Annotated in this window: 15 protein-coding genes; 8 read left to right on the top strand and 7 right to left on the bottom strand. The window is 64.8% G+C overall.

Annotation, left to right across the window (positions count from 1 at the left end; translation table 11 throughout):
* The first annotated feature begins 62 nt into the window (after positions 1 to 62).
* From maiA to KMZ68_RS24835, 3 genes are read left to right on the top strand one after another with little or no spacing between them, the layout of a single operon-like run.
* Positions 63 to 695 (top strand): maleylacetoacetate isomerase, encoded by a 633-nt coding sequence (gene maiA / locus KMZ68_RS24845; protein ID WP_215613732.1) that lies wholly within the window; start codon positions 63 to 65, stop codon positions 693 to 695.
* Entirely contained in the window at positions 685 to 1,194 is a 510-nt protein-coding gene (locus KMZ68_RS24840; RefSeq protein ID WP_215613731.1) for a MarR family winged helix-turn-helix transcriptional regulator, read from the top strand. The genes maiA and KMZ68_RS24840 overlap by 11 nt, the downstream gene beginning before the upstream one ends.
* Positions 1,194 to 2,384 (top strand): 3-hydroxybenzoate 6-monooxygenase, encoded by a 1,191-nt coding sequence (locus tag KMZ68_RS24835; protein WP_215613730.1) that lies wholly within the window; start codon positions 1,194 to 1,196, stop codon positions 2,382 to 2,384. The genes KMZ68_RS24840 and KMZ68_RS24835 overlap by 1 nt, the downstream gene beginning before the upstream one ends.
* 160 nt (positions 2,385 to 2,544) lie before the next feature.
* On the opposite strand, the gene KMZ68_RS24830 is transcribed toward KMZ68_RS24835, so the two are convergent.
* Both KMZ68_RS24830 and KMZ68_RS24825 read right to left on the bottom strand, forming a co-directional pair.
* The gene (locus KMZ68_RS24830) at positions 2,545 to 4,155 is read right to left on the bottom strand and encodes a benzoate-CoA ligase family protein (protein WP_371741486.1); all 1,611 of its coding nucleotides are present in this window, start codon (positions 4,153 to 4,155) and stop codon (positions 2,545 to 2,547) included.
* Positions 4,156 to 4,169: 14 nt separating this feature from the next.
* Positions 4,170 to 5,321, bottom strand: coding sequence for an FAD-dependent monooxygenase (locus KMZ68_RS24825; protein ID WP_215613728.1), 1,152 nt, complete (start codon positions 5,319 to 5,321; stop codon positions 4,170 to 4,172).
* A 72-nt stretch (positions 5,322 to 5,393) separates the two neighbouring features.
* Between KMZ68_RS24825 and KMZ68_RS24820 the strand changes: the two genes are divergently transcribed.
* Together KMZ68_RS24820 and KMZ68_RS24815 are read left to right on the top strand one after the other, a co-directional pair.
* Positions 5,394 to 5,822 carry an acyl-CoA thioesterase gene (locus tag KMZ68_RS24820; RefSeq protein ID WP_215613727.1) on the top strand — a complete coding sequence of 143 codons (429 nt, stop codon included), beginning with the start codon at positions 5,394 to 5,396 and terminating at the stop codon, positions 5,820 to 5,822.
* A 12-nt stretch (positions 5,823 to 5,834) separates the two neighbouring features.
* The gene (locus tag KMZ68_RS24815) at positions 5,835 to 6,692 is read left to right on the top strand and encodes an IclR family transcriptional regulator (RefSeq protein ID WP_215613726.1); all 858 of its coding nucleotides are present in this window, start codon (positions 5,835 to 5,837) and stop codon (positions 6,690 to 6,692) included.
* 51 nt (positions 6,693 to 6,743) lie between these two features.
* Here KMZ68_RS24815 and KMZ68_RS24810 read toward each other — a convergent pair whose 3' ends face one another.
* Together KMZ68_RS24810 and KMZ68_RS24805 are read right to left on the bottom strand one after the other, a co-directional pair.
* A complete protein-coding gene (locus tag KMZ68_RS24810; protein WP_215613725.1) occupies positions 6,744 to 6,968 on the bottom strand; it encodes a cysteine rich repeat-containing protein in 225 nt (74 codons plus the stop codon).
* Positions 6,969 to 7,054: 86 nt separating this feature from the next.
* Positions 7,055 to 7,894 carry a hypothetical protein gene (locus KMZ68_RS24805; protein ID WP_215613724.1) on the bottom strand — a complete coding sequence of 280 codons (840 nt, stop codon included), beginning with the start codon at positions 7,892 to 7,894 and terminating at the stop codon, positions 7,055 to 7,057.
* A gap of 213 nt (positions 7,895 to 8,107) precedes the next feature.
* On the opposite strand from KMZ68_RS24805, the gene KMZ68_RS24800 reads away from it, so the two are divergent.
* On the top strand, positions 8,108 to 9,307 hold the full coding sequence (locus KMZ68_RS24800) for an efflux RND transporter periplasmic adaptor subunit (RefSeq protein ID WP_215616463.1): 1,200 nt from the start codon (positions 8,108 to 8,110) through the stop codon (positions 9,305 to 9,307).
* Between the two features lie 10 nt (positions 9,308 to 9,317).
* Positions 9,318 to 12,488, top strand: a complete 3,171-nt coding sequence (locus tag KMZ68_RS24795; protein WP_215613723.1) for an efflux RND transporter permease subunit — start codon at positions 9,318 to 9,320, stop codon at positions 12,486 to 12,488.
* A gap of 189 nt (positions 12,489 to 12,677) precedes the next feature.
* Here KMZ68_RS24795 and KMZ68_RS24790 read toward each other — a convergent pair whose 3' ends face one another.
* The 3 genes from KMZ68_RS24790 to KMZ68_RS24780 form a co-directional block, all read right to left on the bottom strand.
* Positions 12,678 to 13,679, bottom strand: coding sequence for an NADP-dependent oxidoreductase (locus KMZ68_RS24790; protein WP_215613722.1), 1,002 nt, complete (start codon positions 13,677 to 13,679; stop codon positions 12,678 to 12,680).
* Between the two features lie 258 nt (positions 13,680 to 13,937).
* Positions 13,938 to 15,254, bottom strand: coding sequence for a bifunctional folylpolyglutamate synthase/dihydrofolate synthase (locus KMZ68_RS24785; protein ID WP_215613721.1), 1,317 nt, complete (start codon positions 15,252 to 15,254; stop codon positions 13,938 to 13,940).
* Entirely contained in the window at positions 15,247 to 16,254 is a 1,008-nt protein-coding gene (locus KMZ68_RS24780) for an ATP-grasp domain-containing protein (RefSeq protein ID WP_215613720.1), read from the bottom strand. Before KMZ68_RS24780 ends, KMZ68_RS24785 begins: the two co-directional genes overlap by 8 nt.
* 330 nt (positions 16,255 to 16,584) lie before the next feature.
* Here KMZ68_RS24780 and KMZ68_RS24775 point away from each other — a divergent pair, with 330 nt between their 5' ends.
* Positions 16,585 to 17,358 carry a ferredoxin--NADP reductase gene (locus KMZ68_RS24775; protein ID WP_215613719.1) on the top strand — a complete coding sequence of 258 codons (774 nt, stop codon included), beginning with the start codon at positions 16,585 to 16,587 and terminating at the stop codon, positions 17,356 to 17,358.
* The last annotated feature ends 56 nt before the right edge of the window (positions 17,359 to 17,414 follow it).

The raw sequence follows: 17,414 nt of genomic DNA, 5'->3' as shown, positions 1-17,414 counted from the left end.
CAATATGACTATCGTCAATCAGGTAACGACGACCAACAAGAGATTTGAGGGGGAGGCTGGTCATGAAGCTGCACGGCTATTTCCGCAGCAGCGCGTCCTACCGGGTCAGAATCGCGTTGAATCTGAAGGGTCTGCGTGCCGATCAGCTCTCCCATCACCTGCGCAAGGGCGAACAGCGCGATCCCGCTTTTCTCGCCCTCAACCCGCAAGGGCTGGTCCCGGCGCTGCAGGACGACAAGGGCGCGGTGCTGACCCAGTCGCTCGCCATCATCGAATGGCTGGACGAAACCCATCCCGAGCCGCCGCTGCTGCCTGATGATCCGCTGCGCCGCGCCAAGGTTCGCGCCTTCGCGCAGGCCGTGGCCTGCGATATCCACCCGGTGCAGAATCTGAAAGTGCTGGCGCGATTGCGCGAACTCGGCCTGCCCGAGGAGCAGGTGACGGGCTGGGCGGCCTGGGCCAACCGCGAGGGCCTTGCCGCTTGCGAGGCCCTGATCGCGAGCGAGCCCGGTCCATTCTGTTTTGGCGACACGCCGACCATCGCCGATCTCTGCCTGGTGCCGCAGCTGTTCAACGCGCGGCGCTTCGGTGTCGATGTTTCGGTCTATCCGCGGCTGCTCAGGGCCGAAGCGGCGGCACAGGCCATGAAGGCGTTTACCGACGCCGCACCGGACAGGCAGCCCGATGCCGAGTAAGCCAACGTCGGTGACGATGGACGCGGTCTACGATGCGCCCGGCTATCTGTTCCGCCGGATGCAGCAGATCGCGGTGTCGATCTTCGTCGAGGAGTGCCGGGCCTACGACCTGACGCCGGTGCAATTTGCCGCATTGGTCGCGATCCACACCCATCCCGGCATCGACGCCACGCGGCTGTCCGCCGTGATCGCATTCGACCGCTCCACGCTCGGCAATGTGATCGAGCGGCTGGAGAGCAAGGGCCATATCGAGCGCAAGCCCTCGCCCGGCGACAAGCGAATAAAGCTGCTCTATCTGACCAGGGAAGGCGCGGCCTTGCTGCGCGATATCATGCCGTCGGTCGATCGGGCGCAGGCGCGGATGCTGCAGCCGCTGAAGCCCGCCGACCGCAAGACCCTGCTGGCGCTGTTGACGCAACTGGTCGATCTCAGCAACGAGGCCTCGCGCGTGCCGCTGCGCGCCGAAGACGCGCTCGAACATCTCGGGAAGGCAGGCTGATGACGGTAAGCAAACGGCCCGTCCTGATCGCGGGCGGCGGCATCGGCGGCCTCGCCGCCGCACTCGGGCTGGCGCAGAAAGGCATTGCCTCGATCCTGCTGGAAAAGGCCTCGGCGCTCGGCGAGATCGGCGCCGGCATCCAGCTCGGGCCCAACGCGTTCCACGCCTTCGACTATCTCGGCGTCGGCGAGGCCGCGCGCGGCATGGCGGTTTATATCGACAAGCTGCGGCTGATGGATGCGCTGACCGCCGAGGAGATCACCCACATCGATCTCGGCGAAGCCTTCCGCACCCGGTTCGGCAACCCCTACGGCGTCGTGCATCGCGGCGACCTGCACGGCGTGTTCCTGAAGGCGTGCCGGGACCACCCGCTGATCGAGCTGCGCGTCTCCAGCGAAGTGATGGGTTACGATCAGGACGGCTCCTCGGTGACGGCGCATCTGGCTTCCGGCGAACGCATCACGGGATCGTTGCTGATCGGCGCCGACGGGCTGTGGTCCAACATCCGCAAGCAGGTCGCCGCCGACGGACCGCCGCGGGTTTCAGGCCATTCCACCTATCGCTCGGTGATTCCGACCGAAGAGATGCCGGAAGACCTGCGCTGGAACGCGGCGACGCTGTGGGCCGGGCCGAAGTGTCACATCGTGCATTACCCGCTGTCGGGCTGGAAGGTGTTCAATCTCGTCGTCACCTATCACAACGAAGCGCCGGCGCCGGTCGCAGGTCAGGCCGTATCCCATGACGAAGTGATGCGGGGCTTTGCGCATGTGCATCAGCGGGCGCAAAACATCATCCGTCACGGCCGGAACTGGAAGCTCTGGGTGCTGTGCGACCGCGACCCGATGGAACGCTGGATCGACGGCCGCGTCGTGCTGCTTGGCGACGCCGCGCATCCGACGCTGCAATATTTCGCGCAAGGCGCCTGCATGGCGCTGGAGGACGCGGTGTGCCTGTCGCACATGCTGGACGCCTATCCGGACGATCACTCTGCCGCGCTCAAGCACTATCTGTCGCAGCGCTTCGCGCGCACCGCGCGGATCCAGCTGCAATCCCGCGCCATCGGCGAACACATCTATCATCCCGCCGGCGAACACGCCCGCATCCGCAACGCCATCATGGGCGCCAAGACGTCGGAGGATTATTACGGGCACCTCCAGTGGCTGTATGGCGGGACGGGGCTGGGCGGATAGACAAAAACTATCCGTCGTCCCGGCCAAGCGAAGCGCGAGCCGGGACCCATAGCCACCGATGCGTATGTTGAAAGACGCTGGAGCGGCTATCAATCGTACCAGCAAACATCGGTGGTTATGGGTCCCCGCTTTCGCGGGGACGGCACCGGGTTCATTTGGGCTACATCCGCATCACGGCCTGCCGGTCGATCTTGCCGGTGCCGGTCTTCGGCAATTCCTCGATGAAGGAGATCTCGCGCGGATATTTGTAGGGCAGCAGTTTTGCCTTGACGAAATCCTGCAGCATCTTCGTCGCATGGCCTGCATCGAAGCCGCGGTCGTTCATCACCACCACCGCCTTCAGGGTCATGCGCCGGTCGGGCAGTTCGGCGGCGAACACCGCGCATTCGCGCACGGCGGGATGCTCGGCGAGGCAAAGCTCGACCTCGAGTGGATAGACCCACTGGCCGGAGATCTTGATGAGGTCGTCGGCGCGGCCGCGGAAGAAATGGAAGCCGTCGGCATCGCGCACGAAGCGGTCGCCGGTGTAGATCCAGCCGCCGTCGCGGATGGTCTCGGCCGATTTGTCCGGCCGGTTCCAGTACAGCGGCGTGTTGGAATCGCCGCGCACCCACAAGATGCCTTCCTCGCCGTCACCGACCTCGCGGCCCTCCTTGTCTTTCAAGGCAACTTCATAGCCGGGCACGCGCAGCCCGGCGGCGCCGAGTTTTTTCTTCTCCGGACGATTGCTGAGATAGATGTGCAGCACTTCCGTCGATCCCAGCCCCTCCACGATTTCGAGGCCGGTCAGCCGCTTCCAGCCGTTGAAGACCTCGGCCGAAAGCACTTCCGCGGCTGACAGCGCCATCCGCAGCGAGGAGAAATCCGTGTCGGCCGCGCCGTCGGCCTTGGTCAGCGAGGTATAGAGCGTCGGCAGGCCGAAGAAGACGGAAGGCTTGAACCGTTCGATCGCCGCGAAGATCGTGGCCGGCTTCGGCTGGCCCGGCAGCAGCAGCGTCGCCGCGCCGGCCGCGAACGGGAAGGTGATGGAGTTGCCGAAGCCGTAGGCGAAGAACATCTTCGGCACCGAGAAGCAGATGTCGCTGGCTTCAAGCTTCAGCACGTTGCGCGCGAAGGCGGCCTCGCTGTAGGCCATGTCGTGCTGCAGATGGACGATGCCCTTGGGCCGTCCGGTCGAGCCCGACGAGTACATCCAGAACGCCATTTCGTTGCGGCCGGTGCCGGCTTCCGCGAGCTCGGCGGAAAATCCCTGCAGCCATGGCTCGGTGATGATCGTGTCCGGCACCGCGTGATCGCCAGCCGCGCCATTGACCACGATCAGCGTGCGCAGCCGCGTATCCTTGCAGGCCTGCGCGTCGAAGCGCGCGACAAATTCGGCGTCGGTGACGGCAACCGCCGCGCCGGAATCGGCGAGATAGAATTGCAGCAGATCCGGCGGCGTCAGCGTGTTGATCAACAGCGGCACGAAGCCGGCGCGCACCGCGCCGAAGAATGCCGCCGGATAGGCCGGCGTATCGTCGAGAAACATCAGCACGCGGTCGCCGCGCTTCAGCCCGAGCGAGATCAAGCCGTGGCCCCAGCGGCAGGCCTCGGCGCAGAGTTCGGCATAGCTGCACGACCCGCCCGGGCCGACCAGCGCCGGCCGGTCGCCGCGGCCCTTGCCGAGGTTGTCGAACAGGATGCGGCTGGCGTTGTAGGTCTGCGGAATCGCAAAGCCGATTTCGCGCGCACCGGGGCTGTCCGGCGGCACGCCGTCGGCGATCTCCGGCATGCGATCCGGCCGCGTCATGTCCGGCTCCCGCCCTGCTGCAACGGCCGCTTCGACGCCTCGTAGCGCGCCATGAAAGCCGGCGACATCGCGCGCAGCCTGACATCGTCGATGCGGCCGGAGCGGGTGATGTAGCTGTAACCAAAATCCATCAGACCGAGTTTCATATGTTCGGGGAAGTTTTCGTACCAGTCGGCGCTGGTCCGCGCCGCCTTCACCAGCTTGTGCACGATCGGCTTGCGATCGGCCTGGTAGCGGTCGAGCGCCGTCGACACATCGCGCTCGGCCTCCAGCGCCTTGACCAGCGCAATCGCGTCCTCGATCGCGAGCCGGGTGCCCGATCCGATCGAGAAATGCGCCGTATGCAGGGCATCGCCGATCAGCACCATGTTCCTGAACGACCAGCGTTCGTTCCAGATCCAGGGGAAGTTGCGCCACACCGATTTGTTCGACACCAGCCTGTGTCCGCCGAGCGTGGCGGCGAAGACCTGCTCGCAGATCGCCTGCGATTGCTCGATGCTCTTGTCGGCGAAACCATAGCGCTGCCAGGTCGCGGCATCGCATTCGACCAGGAACGTGCTCATCGAGGGCGAGTAGCGGTAGTGATGGGCGTTGAAGGTGCCGAGGTCGGTCTTCACGAAGGTCTGCGACAGCGTCTCGAAGCGCTTGGTGGTGCCGTACCAGGCGAACTTGTTGGTGGAATAGGACAATGAAGTGCCGAAGTCGCCTTCGAAGCCGCGGCGCACCAGCGAGTTCAGGCCGTCAGCCGCGACGATCAGGTCGTAGCCGGTCAATTGATCCAGCGACTGCAGCAGCGTTTCATATTGCGGCGTGACGCTGACGGCATGGGCGCGCTGCTGCAGGATGGTCAAAAGCTCGAGCCGGCCGATCGACGAGAAGCCGACGCCGTCGATCTCGACGCTCTCGCCGCGCAAATTCAGGGTGATGTTCTTCCAGCTCTCCATCCGCGGCGCGATCGCCTCGACGGTGTCGGGATCGTCGGCGCGCAGGAATTCGAGCGCCTGTTCGGAGAACACCACGCCGAAGCCCCAGGTGGCGCCGGCCGGATTCTGTTCGAACAGGTCGATCTGGGCGTCCGGGTGGCGCTTCTTCCAGAGGTACGAGAAATAGAGACCTCCGGGGCCCCCGCCGATCACGGCGATACGCACATGCTCCTCCATCGCTTTTTTACATGGTACAATCGATTGCCAAATATGCAATAGTGGAAAACGGAGGAACCGATGTTCACGACCAGCTTCACGATCGAATGGGGCGACTGCGACGAGGCCGGAATCGTCTTTTATCCCAACTACTTCTATTGGTTCGACTGCGCCTTTCAGCGGCTCCTGCGCAGCTGCGGCCTGAGCCAGCGCGAGCTGCGAAAGCGCTTCGGGGCGGTCACGCCGATCGTGGAAGCCCATTCGGATTTCAAGGCGCCCGCCCGCTACGACGACGTCCTGGACATCGAGATCACCGTGCGAGGGGCCGGCGAGCGCCGTTTCAGGGTCGACTATCGGTTCAGCTCGAAGGCCAAGCTGATCGGAACCGGATATGAAATCCGCGCCTGGGCGCAGCTGAAGGATGATGGCACGATCAAGAGCGCGCCGCTCAGCGAAGAATTCATGTCGATGCTCGACGCCGCTGCACCTAACCCCGGCCCAAGGCCCTGATCGAGATCCGACATGCGCACCAGGAAGCCTCGCCCGGTAACGACCAGCAAAGCGGTAAAGGGCCTGCGCATCGGCGGAGAGTCTGATGCGACGCCGTCCCCCCGGCGCGGCATTCAGTCGGTCAATATCGGTTTCCGCGTGCTGGCCGCGCTGGCGGCCGAGCCGGAACCGGCCACGCTCGGCGTGGTGGCGAAGCGATCGGGCCTGTCCGCCTCCCAGGCCCATCGCTATCTCGCCAGCCTGATCGCTTCCGGCATGGCGCATCAGGACGCCTCATCGGGGCGTTACGACCTCGGCCCGCAGGCGATCCAGATCGGCCTTGCGGCGCTCGCGCGCACCGACGTCTTCGCGGACGCCGATCCGGCCATCGCTGCCTTCACGCGCGAGACCGGACGCACCACGCTGGTCGCGGCCCGCGGCCCGCTCGGCCCGACCATCGTGCGCTGGCACGCCGGCCGCCCGCCGGTGACGACGTCGTTGACGGTTGGATCGGTGCTGCCGCTGCTCGGCTCGGCCACCGGACACGTCTTCCTCAGCTTCATGGATGACGAAGAAGCGGCCGGCGCGATCGACATTGAAAAATCCAGCAACAAGCGCGCCGCCGATGTGGACGCCATCCGCAGCAAGGTGCGGGGCGCCATGTCGGCCTCCGTCGACGAGATGCTGATCCCGGGATTGCGGGCCACCGCGGTGCCGATTCTCGATATCCAGGCGCGCGCCGCCCTCGTCGTCACCGTGATCGCGACGTCCGCCTTCGACCGCCGGCATGACCAGGCCGTGGTCGAAAGGCTGATGCAGGTCTGCCGCACCTTGACGGAAAAGATCGGCGGCCGCTGGACGACCAGCCAGGGTCCCGCAGCGTCACGCTGAGCCCGGCTATCCTGCCGGAATGCGCCGCGTGCGGCGATGTGCGAAGGCAGCCTACTTCTTTTCCGCGGCGGCCAGCACTTTCTTGCAGGCCGGCGTGATCTTGTCGTTCTCCTTGGCCAGGCAGGCGATAATCCTTCCGCCGCCGGGCACGACGCCTTTGCAATACTTTTCATAGTCGCCCATGCAGGCGCTGCGTTGTTCGGCGGTCAGCTCCTGGGCGAACGCCGTTTGCGTGGCGCACAGCAGGGCGGCGGTCATCAGTATCGAGCGCAGCATTGGTGGTTTCCTTATCTTGTGTCGGTGATCTCTGGAATGACCGGCGGCCTTGCGGGGACGCCGGCGGAACGGCGCCTAATGCCGGTCTACGGCGCGGCGAACTGCACCAGCACCTGCTTGCAGGCGGACGAAATCGTGGCGGGCTGGTTCGCCAGGCATTGCATGATGCGGCCGCCGCCGGGCGCGACGCCGCCGCAGAGCCCGCGAACGTCGCCGCTGCAAGCCGACCTCAACACGAACAACTCCTCGCGCGGCAGCATCGGCCGCAGCCTCAAGGCCGGCGCGGGCGCAGCCGCGGCGGGCGCCGCTCCCGGACTGGCGGCTGCGGCGGTAGCGACGCCTGCGGCAGGCGCGGCCGTGCCGCCGCTAACGGCGTTGAGGGCCTGCTGGCAGCCGCCCGACGTCTTCGCCTTGTTCATATCCAGGCATTGCAGCGACGCAGAACCGCCGGTCGGGACCCCGGCGCAAACCTTCTGATAGTCGGAGCGGCACGCGGTGCGGATCGCGGAAACCTGCGCATCGGTTGGCTGTTTCGCCGCGGTGCTAGCTGCCGCCTTGGGGGCAGCGGCCGGCGCTGCCGCCGGCGCCGAGGTTGTTGCAGCGGGCTTCGCCGGTGCTGCAGCCGGAGCGGACTCGGCCTTGGGTGCCGCGGCCGGAGCGGATTCGGCCTTCGGCGCTGCGGCAGGTCCCACCGCGCGCACGGCCCCCGCGCAGCCCGACGAAAGGTTCGGCATGTTCTTCTGCAGGCATTGCAGCGACGCTTCGCCGCCCGGCGGCACGCTGGCGCAAAGCGCCTGATAGTCGGCGCGGCATTCGGACCGGATGGCGCTGCGTTGTGCATCGGTCGGCGCTTGTGAAAACGCCGGCGTCACCACCATGAACATGGCGGTTGCCATCATTGCCCGATGTTTTAACGTGTTGATCATTTGAAGAAATCCTTATCGTGTCGCTTGAGCCGCCGCTGCAATCGAAGCAAAATTCAGTAGAGGGATGACAAAAGGGTGACAGGGAAAATTTCGAAAGCAGCATCATCATTTTCGGTTTCAGGTTCCTCTGCAAGAAGATTGTTGCTATCCATGGATGGCCTGCTTCCGAACCAAAAGCTTTTCGGAACGAGAACAAATTGGGGCCCGCGAATGATGCCTGCGCGTTCGCCAACATGCAGCGGTCCGAACGGCGGTGTGCGGCAAGGAGTCGCCGGGGCCTGCCGTGCTGCTTTCGCGCTGTTCGCGCTCGTTACATTGAGTGCCTGCGAACAAAACAGCTTCGTGCCGCCGCCGCCGCCGAAGGTGGATGTCGGCGTGCCGGCGCAGCAAGGCATCACGCGTTTTCTCGAAGCCACCGGCAACACCGCTCCGATCAAGAGCGTCGATCTGGTCGCGCGGGTGCAGGGCTTTCTGCAATCGATCGATTACCAGGACGGCAATTTCGTCAAGCAGGGCACCACGCTGTTCACGATCGAGCCCGAGACCTACAAGCTCAAGCTCGAACAGGCGCAGGCGGCCGAGGCCGGCGCGCAGGCGTCGCTGAAACAGGCGGAGGCCGATTTCAAGCGCCAGTCCGAACTGGTCTCGCGGCAAGTCGTCTCGCAGGCCACGCTCGACACCTCGACGTCCGCCCGCGACAACGCGCAGGCCAACCTCGCGCAGGCCCAGGTCAATACCAGGATCGCGCAGGTCAATTACGGCTACACCACCGTCACGGCGCCGTTCGACGGCGTCGTCAGCGCGCATCTCATCTCGGTCGGCGAACTGGTCGGCGCGTCGTCGCCGACGCAATTGGCGACCATCGTCGCGCTCGATCCGATCTACGTGAATTTCAGCGTCAACGAACAGGACGTGCTGCGGATTCGCGAGGAAGCGCGCCGGCGGGGCATGACGGTGAACGATCTCCGGCAGTTGCCGATCGAGGTCGGGCTGCAAACCGAAGACGGCTATCCGCACAACGGCAAGCTCGACTACGCCGCCCCGACCATCAACCAGTCGACCGGTACGCTGGCGGTGCGCGGCGTGCTGCCGAATTCCGACCGGGCCTTGCTGCCCGGCTCTTTCGTCCGGATCCGCGTGCCCCTCGATCAGCAGCAGAACGCATTGCTGGTGCCCGACGCGGCGCTCGGCAGCGACCAGGCCGGACGCTACGTACTGGTGGTGAACAAGGACAATGTCGTCGAGCAGCGCAAGGTGCAGACCGGGCCGCTGGAAGGCGGTCTGCGCGTGATCGAAAGCGGCCTGAAGTCGGACGATCGCGTCGTCATCGCCGGGCTGCTGCGGGCGATCCCCGGCCAGAAGGTCGATCCGCAGCTGCGGAAGATCGAATCGTCGCCGGCGTCGGCCAAATAGGACCGGGCCCATGATTTCGAAATTCTTCATCGAGCGGCCGGTTCTTTCCAACGTCATCGCGATCCTGATGATCTTGATCGGCGGCGTGGCGCTGTTCAGCCTCGCGGTCGCGCAATATCCCGACGTGGTGCCGCCGACGGTGCAGGTCACCACCCGCTATCCCGGCGCCAGCGCCAAGACCGTGATCGACACCGTGGCGCTGCCGATCGAGCAGCAGGTCAACGGCGTCGAGGACATGCTTTACATGCAGTCCTACAGCGGCGCCGACGGCACCTATTCGCTGACGGTGACGTTCAAGATCGGCACCGATCTCAATTTCGCGCAGGTGCTGGTGCAGAACCGGGTGTCGAGCGCGCTGTCGCAGCTGCCGCAGTCGGTCCAGAACCAGGGCGTCACCGTGCAGAAGAGGTCGACGGCGATCCTGCTGTTCGTGACGCTGACTTCGCCGAACGCGACCTATGACAGCCTTTTCCTCTCCAACTACGCCACCATCAATATCCGGGACGAACTGTCGCGGCTGCCGGGGGTGGGCAATGTCACGGTGTTCGGCGCCGGCCAGTATTCGATGCGGGTCTGGCTCGACCCGAACAAGCTGCAGGTCCGCGGGCTGATGCCGCAGGACGTCATTTCCTCGATCCAGCAGCAGAGCCAGCAGGTCACCGCGGGCCAGGTCGGCGCGCCGCCGACGCCGGCCGGGCAGGCGTTCCAGTACACGCTCAACGTCAACGGACGGCTCGACGACAAGAGCCAGTTCGAGAACATCATCGTCAAGACCGGCAGCAGCGGCGACGTCACCCGGGTGCGCGACGTCGGCTGGGTCGAACTGGGCGCGCAGACCTACAGCCAGATATTCTCGCTCAACAACAGGCCTTCCACCGGCATCGCCGTATTCCAGTCGCCGGGCGCCAACGCGCTCGAGGTCGAGAAGGCGGTCGAGGCCAAGATGGCGGCGCTGGCGAAGGGATTTCCGCAGGACATCAAGTACGACACGCCGTTCGACACCACCAAATTCGTCTCGGAATCGATCAAGGAAGTCTACAAGACCCTGATCGAGGCCGGCTTTCTGGTTCTGATCGTGATCCTGATCTTTCTGCAGGACTGGCGGGCGATGCTGGTCCCTGCCACCACCGTGCCGGTGACGATTATCGGCGCCTTTGCTGCGATGGCGGCGCTCGGCTTCACCGTCAACATCTCGACCCTGTTTGCGATCGTGCTCGCGATCGGCATCGTGGTGGACGACGCCATCGTCGTGGTCGAGGGCGCCGCGCACAATATCGAGCAGGGCATGTCGGGCCATGACGCGGCGATCAAGGCGATGGATGCGCTGTTCGCGCCGATCGTCGGCATCACGCTGGTGCTGATCTCGGTGTTCCTGCCGGCGGCGTTCCTGCCGGGGCTGACGGGACGGATGTACGCGCAATTCGCGCTGGTGATAGCCGCGACCGCGCTGCTCAGCGCCGTCAACGCCGCAACGCTGAAGCCGACGCAATGCGCGCTGTGGCTGCGACGGCCGGTGCCGCCTGAACAGCGCAACTTCTTCTATCGCGGCTTCAACGCCGTCTATGACCGCCTCGAGCGGGGGTATGCCGGGCTGATCGGCCGCCTGGTCGCGCACAGCAATCTGTCGGTGATATCGGCGCTGATCCTGATCGGCATCGCCGGTTACGGCCTGTCGCGGGTGCCGACCGGTTTCATTCCGATCGAGGATCAGGGCTATCTGCTCGTCGCGGTGCAGTTGCCCGATGGCGCCGCCCTCGACCGTACCCAGCGCGTGCTCCATCAGGTCAGCGAACTGGCCGGCAAGTCGCCGGGCGTCGAACAGGTGATCGGCATCGCCGGCATATCGGCGCTCGACAATTCCTCGAGCCTGTCCAGTGCCGGCGTCGCCTACCTGGTCCTGAAGGAGTGGAGCGCGCGCGGCCCGGGCGAGGATCTGCGGTCGTTGTTCGTCGGCCTGAACGAGAAGCTGTCCGTGATCCAGGAGGCCCGGATTCTGGTGATCCCGCCGCCGCCGATCCAGGGCATCGGCAACGCCGCGGGCTTCGCCATGCAGATCCAGTTGCGAGACGGCAATGCCGATTTCGGCAAACTGCAGGCGATCGCCGGCGCGATCGTCTCCAACGCGCAGACCCAAAGCGCGCTGCAGCGCGTCAGTTCGTCATTCCGCTCGATGGTGCCGCAGTTCGACGTCGAGGTGGACCGCATCAAGACCCAGACCCTGCATGTCACCACCGACCAGATCTTCTCGACCCTGTCCTCTTATATGGGCTCGACCTACGTCAACCAGTTCAACAAGTTCGGGCGCACCTTCCAGGTCTACGCCCAGGCGGATGCGCAATTCCGCCTGACGCCGCGGGATATCGAAAAGCTGATGGTGCGCAACAGCCAGGGCGACATGATTCCGCTCGGCACGGTGGCGAAGATCACGCCGGCGGTCGGCCCTTCGCTGATCAGCCTGTACAATCTCTATCCGTCCGCGACCGTGATCGGCCTGCCGGCCACCGGCTACAGCTCCGGCCAGTCGATGGCGCTGATGGAGGAGATCGCCGCCAGGACCCTGCCGGCGGGGACCGGCTATGAATGGACGGCGATGTCGTACCAGGAGAAAGTCGTCGGCGGCCAGATCTACTTCGCGTTCGGCCTTGCCTTGCTGCTCGTGTACCTGGTGCTGGCCGGGCAATATGAAAGCTGGTACGCGCCGATCTCGGTGATCCTCGCCGTGCCGTTGTCGCTACTCGGCCCGATGTCGGTGCTGACGGCGTTGCGGATCGAGAACAACCTCTACACCCAGATCGGGATTATCCTGCTGATCGCGCTGTCGGCGAAAAACGCCATCCTGATCGTGGAGGTGGCGCTGGAGCTGCACGTACGCGGCCGCAAGCCGCTGATGGAATCCGCGATCGAGGCGGCGCGGGCCCGGTTCCGCCCGATCCTGATGACCTCGTTCGCCTTCATCCTCGGCGTGGTGCCGCTGGTGCTGGCGACCGGCGCCGGCGCCAGCGCCCGGAAGTCGATCGGCATCACCGTGTTCTCGGGCATGATCGCCTCGACCTGCCTCGCCGTGCTGTTCGTCCCGACCTTCTTCGTCGTGGTGCAGCGGTTCGAGAACTGGCTGGCGGGACGGACGAGCGAATCCCCCGCGCCGCAGCCGGTTGCGCCGACGCCGGGCGTGACGCATTAGGCTTGCTCGTCATGCCCGGGCATTCAAGATCTCCGTCGCCCCGGACAAGCGAGCATGGCGAGCGCCGATCCGGGACCCACACGCCGTGTCCTCTCGTTTGCGCAGAATGTCAGCCGGCTTTCCACATCACACCCGCCGCGGAGTATGGGTCCCGGCGTTCGCCGGGACGACAACTGATAGAGTCCGGGCCTATACCTTCACCATGCGCTTGCCGCGGTTCTCGCCGGCCAATAGTCCGATCAGCGCCTTCGGCGTATTCTCGAGACCGTTGATGACGTCCTCCTGGACCTTCAACTTGCCTGACGCGACCCAGGACTGCAGGTCCTTCAGCGCCTGATCGCGCTGATCCATATAGTCCATCACGATGAAGCCCTGCATGGTGAGCCGCTTCACCACGATCAGGCCGGGTACGCCGCGCGGGCCGTGCGCCGACGGCACGCCGTCATATTGCGAGATCGCGCCGCAGCAGGCAATGCGGCCGCGATTGTTCATCAGCGCGATGCAGGCTTCGAGAATGTCGCCGCCGACATTGTCGAAATAGACGTCGATGCCCTTTGGTGCCGCCGCCCGCAGCGCCTTGAACACCGCGCCGTCCTTGTAGTCGACCGCGGCATCGAAACCGAGCTCGTTGACCAGCCAGTCGCATTTGTCCTTGCCGCCGGCGATGCCGACGACGCGGCAGCCCTTGATCTTCGCAATCTGGCCGACGATCGAGCCGACCGAGCCCGCGGCCGCCGAAACCACCACGGTCTCACCGGCCTTCGGCTTGCCGACATCGAGCAGCCCGAAATAGGCGGTCAGCCCAGCGATGCCGTAGACGCTGAGCAGATGCGTCATCGGCTCCATCTTCGGCATCTTGGACAGATGCTTGGCCGGCACCGCGGCGTAGTCCTGCCAGCCGGTGTCGCCGAACACGATATCGCCGGCCGCAAGTCCCGGCGCTTTCGACGACACCACTTCGGCGATGCCGCCGCCGGCCATCACCGTGTTGGCCTCGACCGCCGCGCGATAGGTCGCGCCATGCATCCAGGCCCGGTTGGCAGCGTCGAGCGAAATGTAGCGCACCTTCAGCAGCGCCTCGCCGTCCTTCGGCTCGGGAATGGCGGCCTTCGACAGTTTGAAATGCTCGGGGCCGAGTTTTCCGGTGGGTTTTTCGACCAGCAGGATCTGGCGGTTGACGGTGCCGTTCATGGTGTTTCTCCCTAACCCTCGGTTCTCGATGTAGTCGGCGCGCTGAAAGCGCCCGACTACCCATAAGCATTGCGCGTGACGCTAATCGGCGGGCGTTCATTCCACAACGGGAACATTCTGGCAAACGCGGCGGTGGTTGCGACCCTCATGGTGAGGAGCGCATCTTTGCGCGTCTCGAACCATGTGGCCCGGGCCTGCATCCTTCGAGACGCGCGCAAGGGCGCGCTCCTCAGGATGAGGGGTTGCACTTGAGCCTCGTCAAAAGAACGTCAGTTCCTCCGCACGGCCACCTCGCGCGACGACCGCGTATTCGATCGCTAGGAACAGTCCGCCGGCGACGTAGATCTTTCGATTTTGGGCGGCGGCGAGTACTTCGCTGATACCGACCGCGTCCTCGATGGTGGCAGCTTTGTGAACGGCGGCCTGCGGATTGGCCGCCCGCACCGCCCGGGCGATGAGCTCGGCGTCGGCGCCCTTGTGGTGCGCGCGCGTACAGATGATGGTGTCGAAGGACGGCGCCAGCGCGCCCGCGATCTCCTCGGCCTTCTTGTCGCGGGAAACGCCGGTCACCAGAACCCAGCCGTCCGCGCCATGGATCGCCTTGAGGCCGGCGAGCGCTTGCCGGACGCCGTCGGGCGTATGGCCGACGTCGATCACCGTGAGCGGATCTTGCCTGATCGTTTCGAGGCGACCGGGCCAACGCGTATCGCTCAGACCGGCTCGCACGGCGGCTTCAATCCGGTCGAGAGCCTTGCGGGGGTGCGTGCGTTGCAGCCAGAGCAGGAACAGGGTGATCGCAATGGCTGCGTTATTGATCTGAAACGCGCCGGGCAAGCCGATTTCGACGTGACGAAAATCGTAATATCCGAACTGATAATCGAACCGCAGCCCCGACGCCGATGCGACTTCGCTGTCGATGCCGATCTGCTCGCGAACGAACAGCGAGGCAATGTCGCGATTGCGGTTGTATTCGATCAGGTGCGGCCGCAGCGTCCGGCAATTCTCGCCATAGATGACAGTGCCGCCGGCGGCGCAGGCGTCGCTCTTGTCGGAGGCGATCAATTCAAGGGAATGGCCGAGCAGTTCGACGTGCTCGTAATCGACCGAGGTGACGCAGGCGACGGGCGCGCCGATCAGACGTACCGGATCGTAGCGCCCGCCGATGCCGGCCTCGAAGGCGGCAAACTCGCATTCGCACTCCTGAAAATGCAGGCAGGCCAGCGCAAACAGCGCTTCGAAAGCGCCGAACTGCTCGCCACGCCGCTGTGAGACCTCGGCGATCGCGGCCTCGATCCGCCGTTTCAGCCGCGCCAGATCGTCATCGCCGATCGGAGCGCCATCGAGCTGAACCCGCTCGTTGAAACGATAGAGATGCGGCGAGGTGAACATGCCCGTGCGCAGGCCATAGGCGCGGCCGATGCCGGCGCAGAGCGCCGCGGTGGACCCCTTGCCGTTGGACCCGGTGACGGCGACGGAGACGCGTGCGAGGCGCTCGCGATCGATCGCCAGCGCCTCGAGCAGCTCGGCCATCCGGGCCAGGCAGACGCCGTCGCCATATTTCGGGAGGTCAAACACCGAGCAGTCCCGTCGCGGCAAAGGTATGGTGCCAGATTTTCAGGATCAGGTCGCCGCGCTGCGATTGCTCCAGGAGCCGGATCGACGGGTTGGAGTTGACCTCGATCACGCGTACCGCGCCGGGGTCGCCGCCGATATCGGTGAACAGGTCGACGGCGGCGACGCGCAGTCCGAGCGCGCTCACGGCCTGCTTCGCCAGCGCCAGCGCGGGTTCGGAAGGCAGCGGTTCGAGCCGCATCGTGCCGCCGGCGCTCAGGTTCATGCGTCCGGGAATGTCCCAGCGCTCGCCCTTCGCTAGCACGGCATCGAGCGCCGTGCCGCGATCGTTGCTCACGGCAACCGGCGAAAGGCCGCGAGATCGCAAGCCGTCATTGTGCGCGGTCAGGAGATCGCGGATGCGGCGGACGCCGTCGCCCAGCAGCGAGGGCGGATATTTGCGCGCCGTAAACAGCACCTCGTCGTCGAGCAGGAACACCCTGTATTCAGTTCCCGCGACGATGGGCTGCATCAGGATCGCGTCGTAGTAGGGCGCGACCTCGCCGAGATATCGCACCAGCGAGGCCTCGTCATGCACCGCCTGCGCGAAATCGCCGCGCGAACCGGTCAGGGGTTTGACGAAAGCCGATCCACCCAGTTTCCGGAAATGCGCCAGCGCATCCTCGCGCTCATGCCCCGCGGGGCGATGGGCGCGGTGGCGGTCCCAAAGGAAGAAATATTCGCCGCCCAACGTCGCGACGCCGGCCTGTTCGAGAATCCGGCTGGTGAAGTATTTGTCCGACGCCAGCGTCGATGCGGTGGCGTTGTTCTGCGGATAGCATGAGCAGCGCCCGGCGCCGAAATGAACGCAGCCGGCCGTCGAACTGACGCTGAACACCAGCCCCGTTCCGCCGTCGCGATCCGCGAATGCGAGGCCGAATTCGGCGCAGGCATAGGCGGCATAGACCGCCTGGTCCGGATAGAAGCCCGGTTTTCCCGCTCGAAAATCTTTCAAGTCGCGCATGCAATATCCGGCGATCTGGCATTCCATTCTTGATGCTTTATCTTTAACGAAATTTCGGAGGTCGCGGGGGCAATTTCCTGCCGCAACGGCACGTATTTCAGCAAGTTAATTGCGTATGCGCCGCTCAGGCGATGAAGATTTTCTGAACCGGTCTTCGAGATGAATCGACTGCCATTCCGAGCGCGCAATTGCGCTTCAAGGCTGGTTGACTATCTCTCGTTTTGGCGTAGGTGAAGCGCCAAATCATCAGACATTGCAGGGGTTTTTTGCCTCTCTCGAGGCCGAACAACCGTTCGTTCCACGTCAGGCCGACAGGAAAAACGAAAACACATGAGCGCATTCCATCGAGAGAAAGTTCTTTCCGTCCGGCACTGGACCGATACGCTTTTCAGCTTTACCGCCACCCGCAATTCCGGCTTCCGATTCCAGAACGGGCAGTTCGCCATGATCGGCCTCGAGGTCGATGGCCGTCCGCTGCTGCGCGCCTACAGCATGGCGAGCGCCAATCACGAGGAATCGCTGGAGTTCTTCTCGATCAAGGTCGCCGACGGACCGCTGACTTCCAAGCTCCAGAAGATCAGGGAAGGCGACACCATCCTGGTCGGACGTAAGGCGACCGGCACGCTGGTCGCCGACAACCTGATCCCGGGCCAGCGGCTGCTGCTGCTGTCGACCGGAACGGGTCTGGCGCCGTTCGCGAGCCTGATCAAGGATCCCGACGTCTACGACCGGTTCGAGAGCATCGTGCTGGTGCACGGCTGCCGGCAGGTCTCCGAACTCGCTTATGGCGAAGAGCTGGTGGCGAAGCTGCGCGACGACGAATTGTTCGGACCGCTCTTGACCGGGAAGCTGCAGTATTATCCGACCGTGACGCGCGAGCCGTTCCGCAACCGCGGCCGCATCACCGACCTGATCACCTCGGAGCAGCTGTTCAACGACATCGGCCAGCCGCCGCTCGACATCGAGACCGACCGCATCATGATGTGCGGCAGCCCGGCGATGCTGGAAGAATTGCGGACGATGTTCGAGACCCGCGGCTTTCTCGAAGGCAGCCACGGCGAGCCCGGCCATTTCGTCATTGAGAAGGCGTTCGTCGAGCGCTGATGCCGTAGCCGTTGCGATGTCGCAGCATCGGCGGTCGCCGGGAACATAGGCAAGAA

Source organism: Bradyrhizobium sediminis (genome assembly GCF_018736105.1).
GTDB lineage: Bacteria > Pseudomonadota > Alphaproteobacteria > Rhizobiales > Xanthobacteraceae > Bradyrhizobium.
The sequence above is the reverse complement of the archived record's forward strand: the minus strand, read 5'-3'. Positions and strand labels throughout refer to the sequence as shown.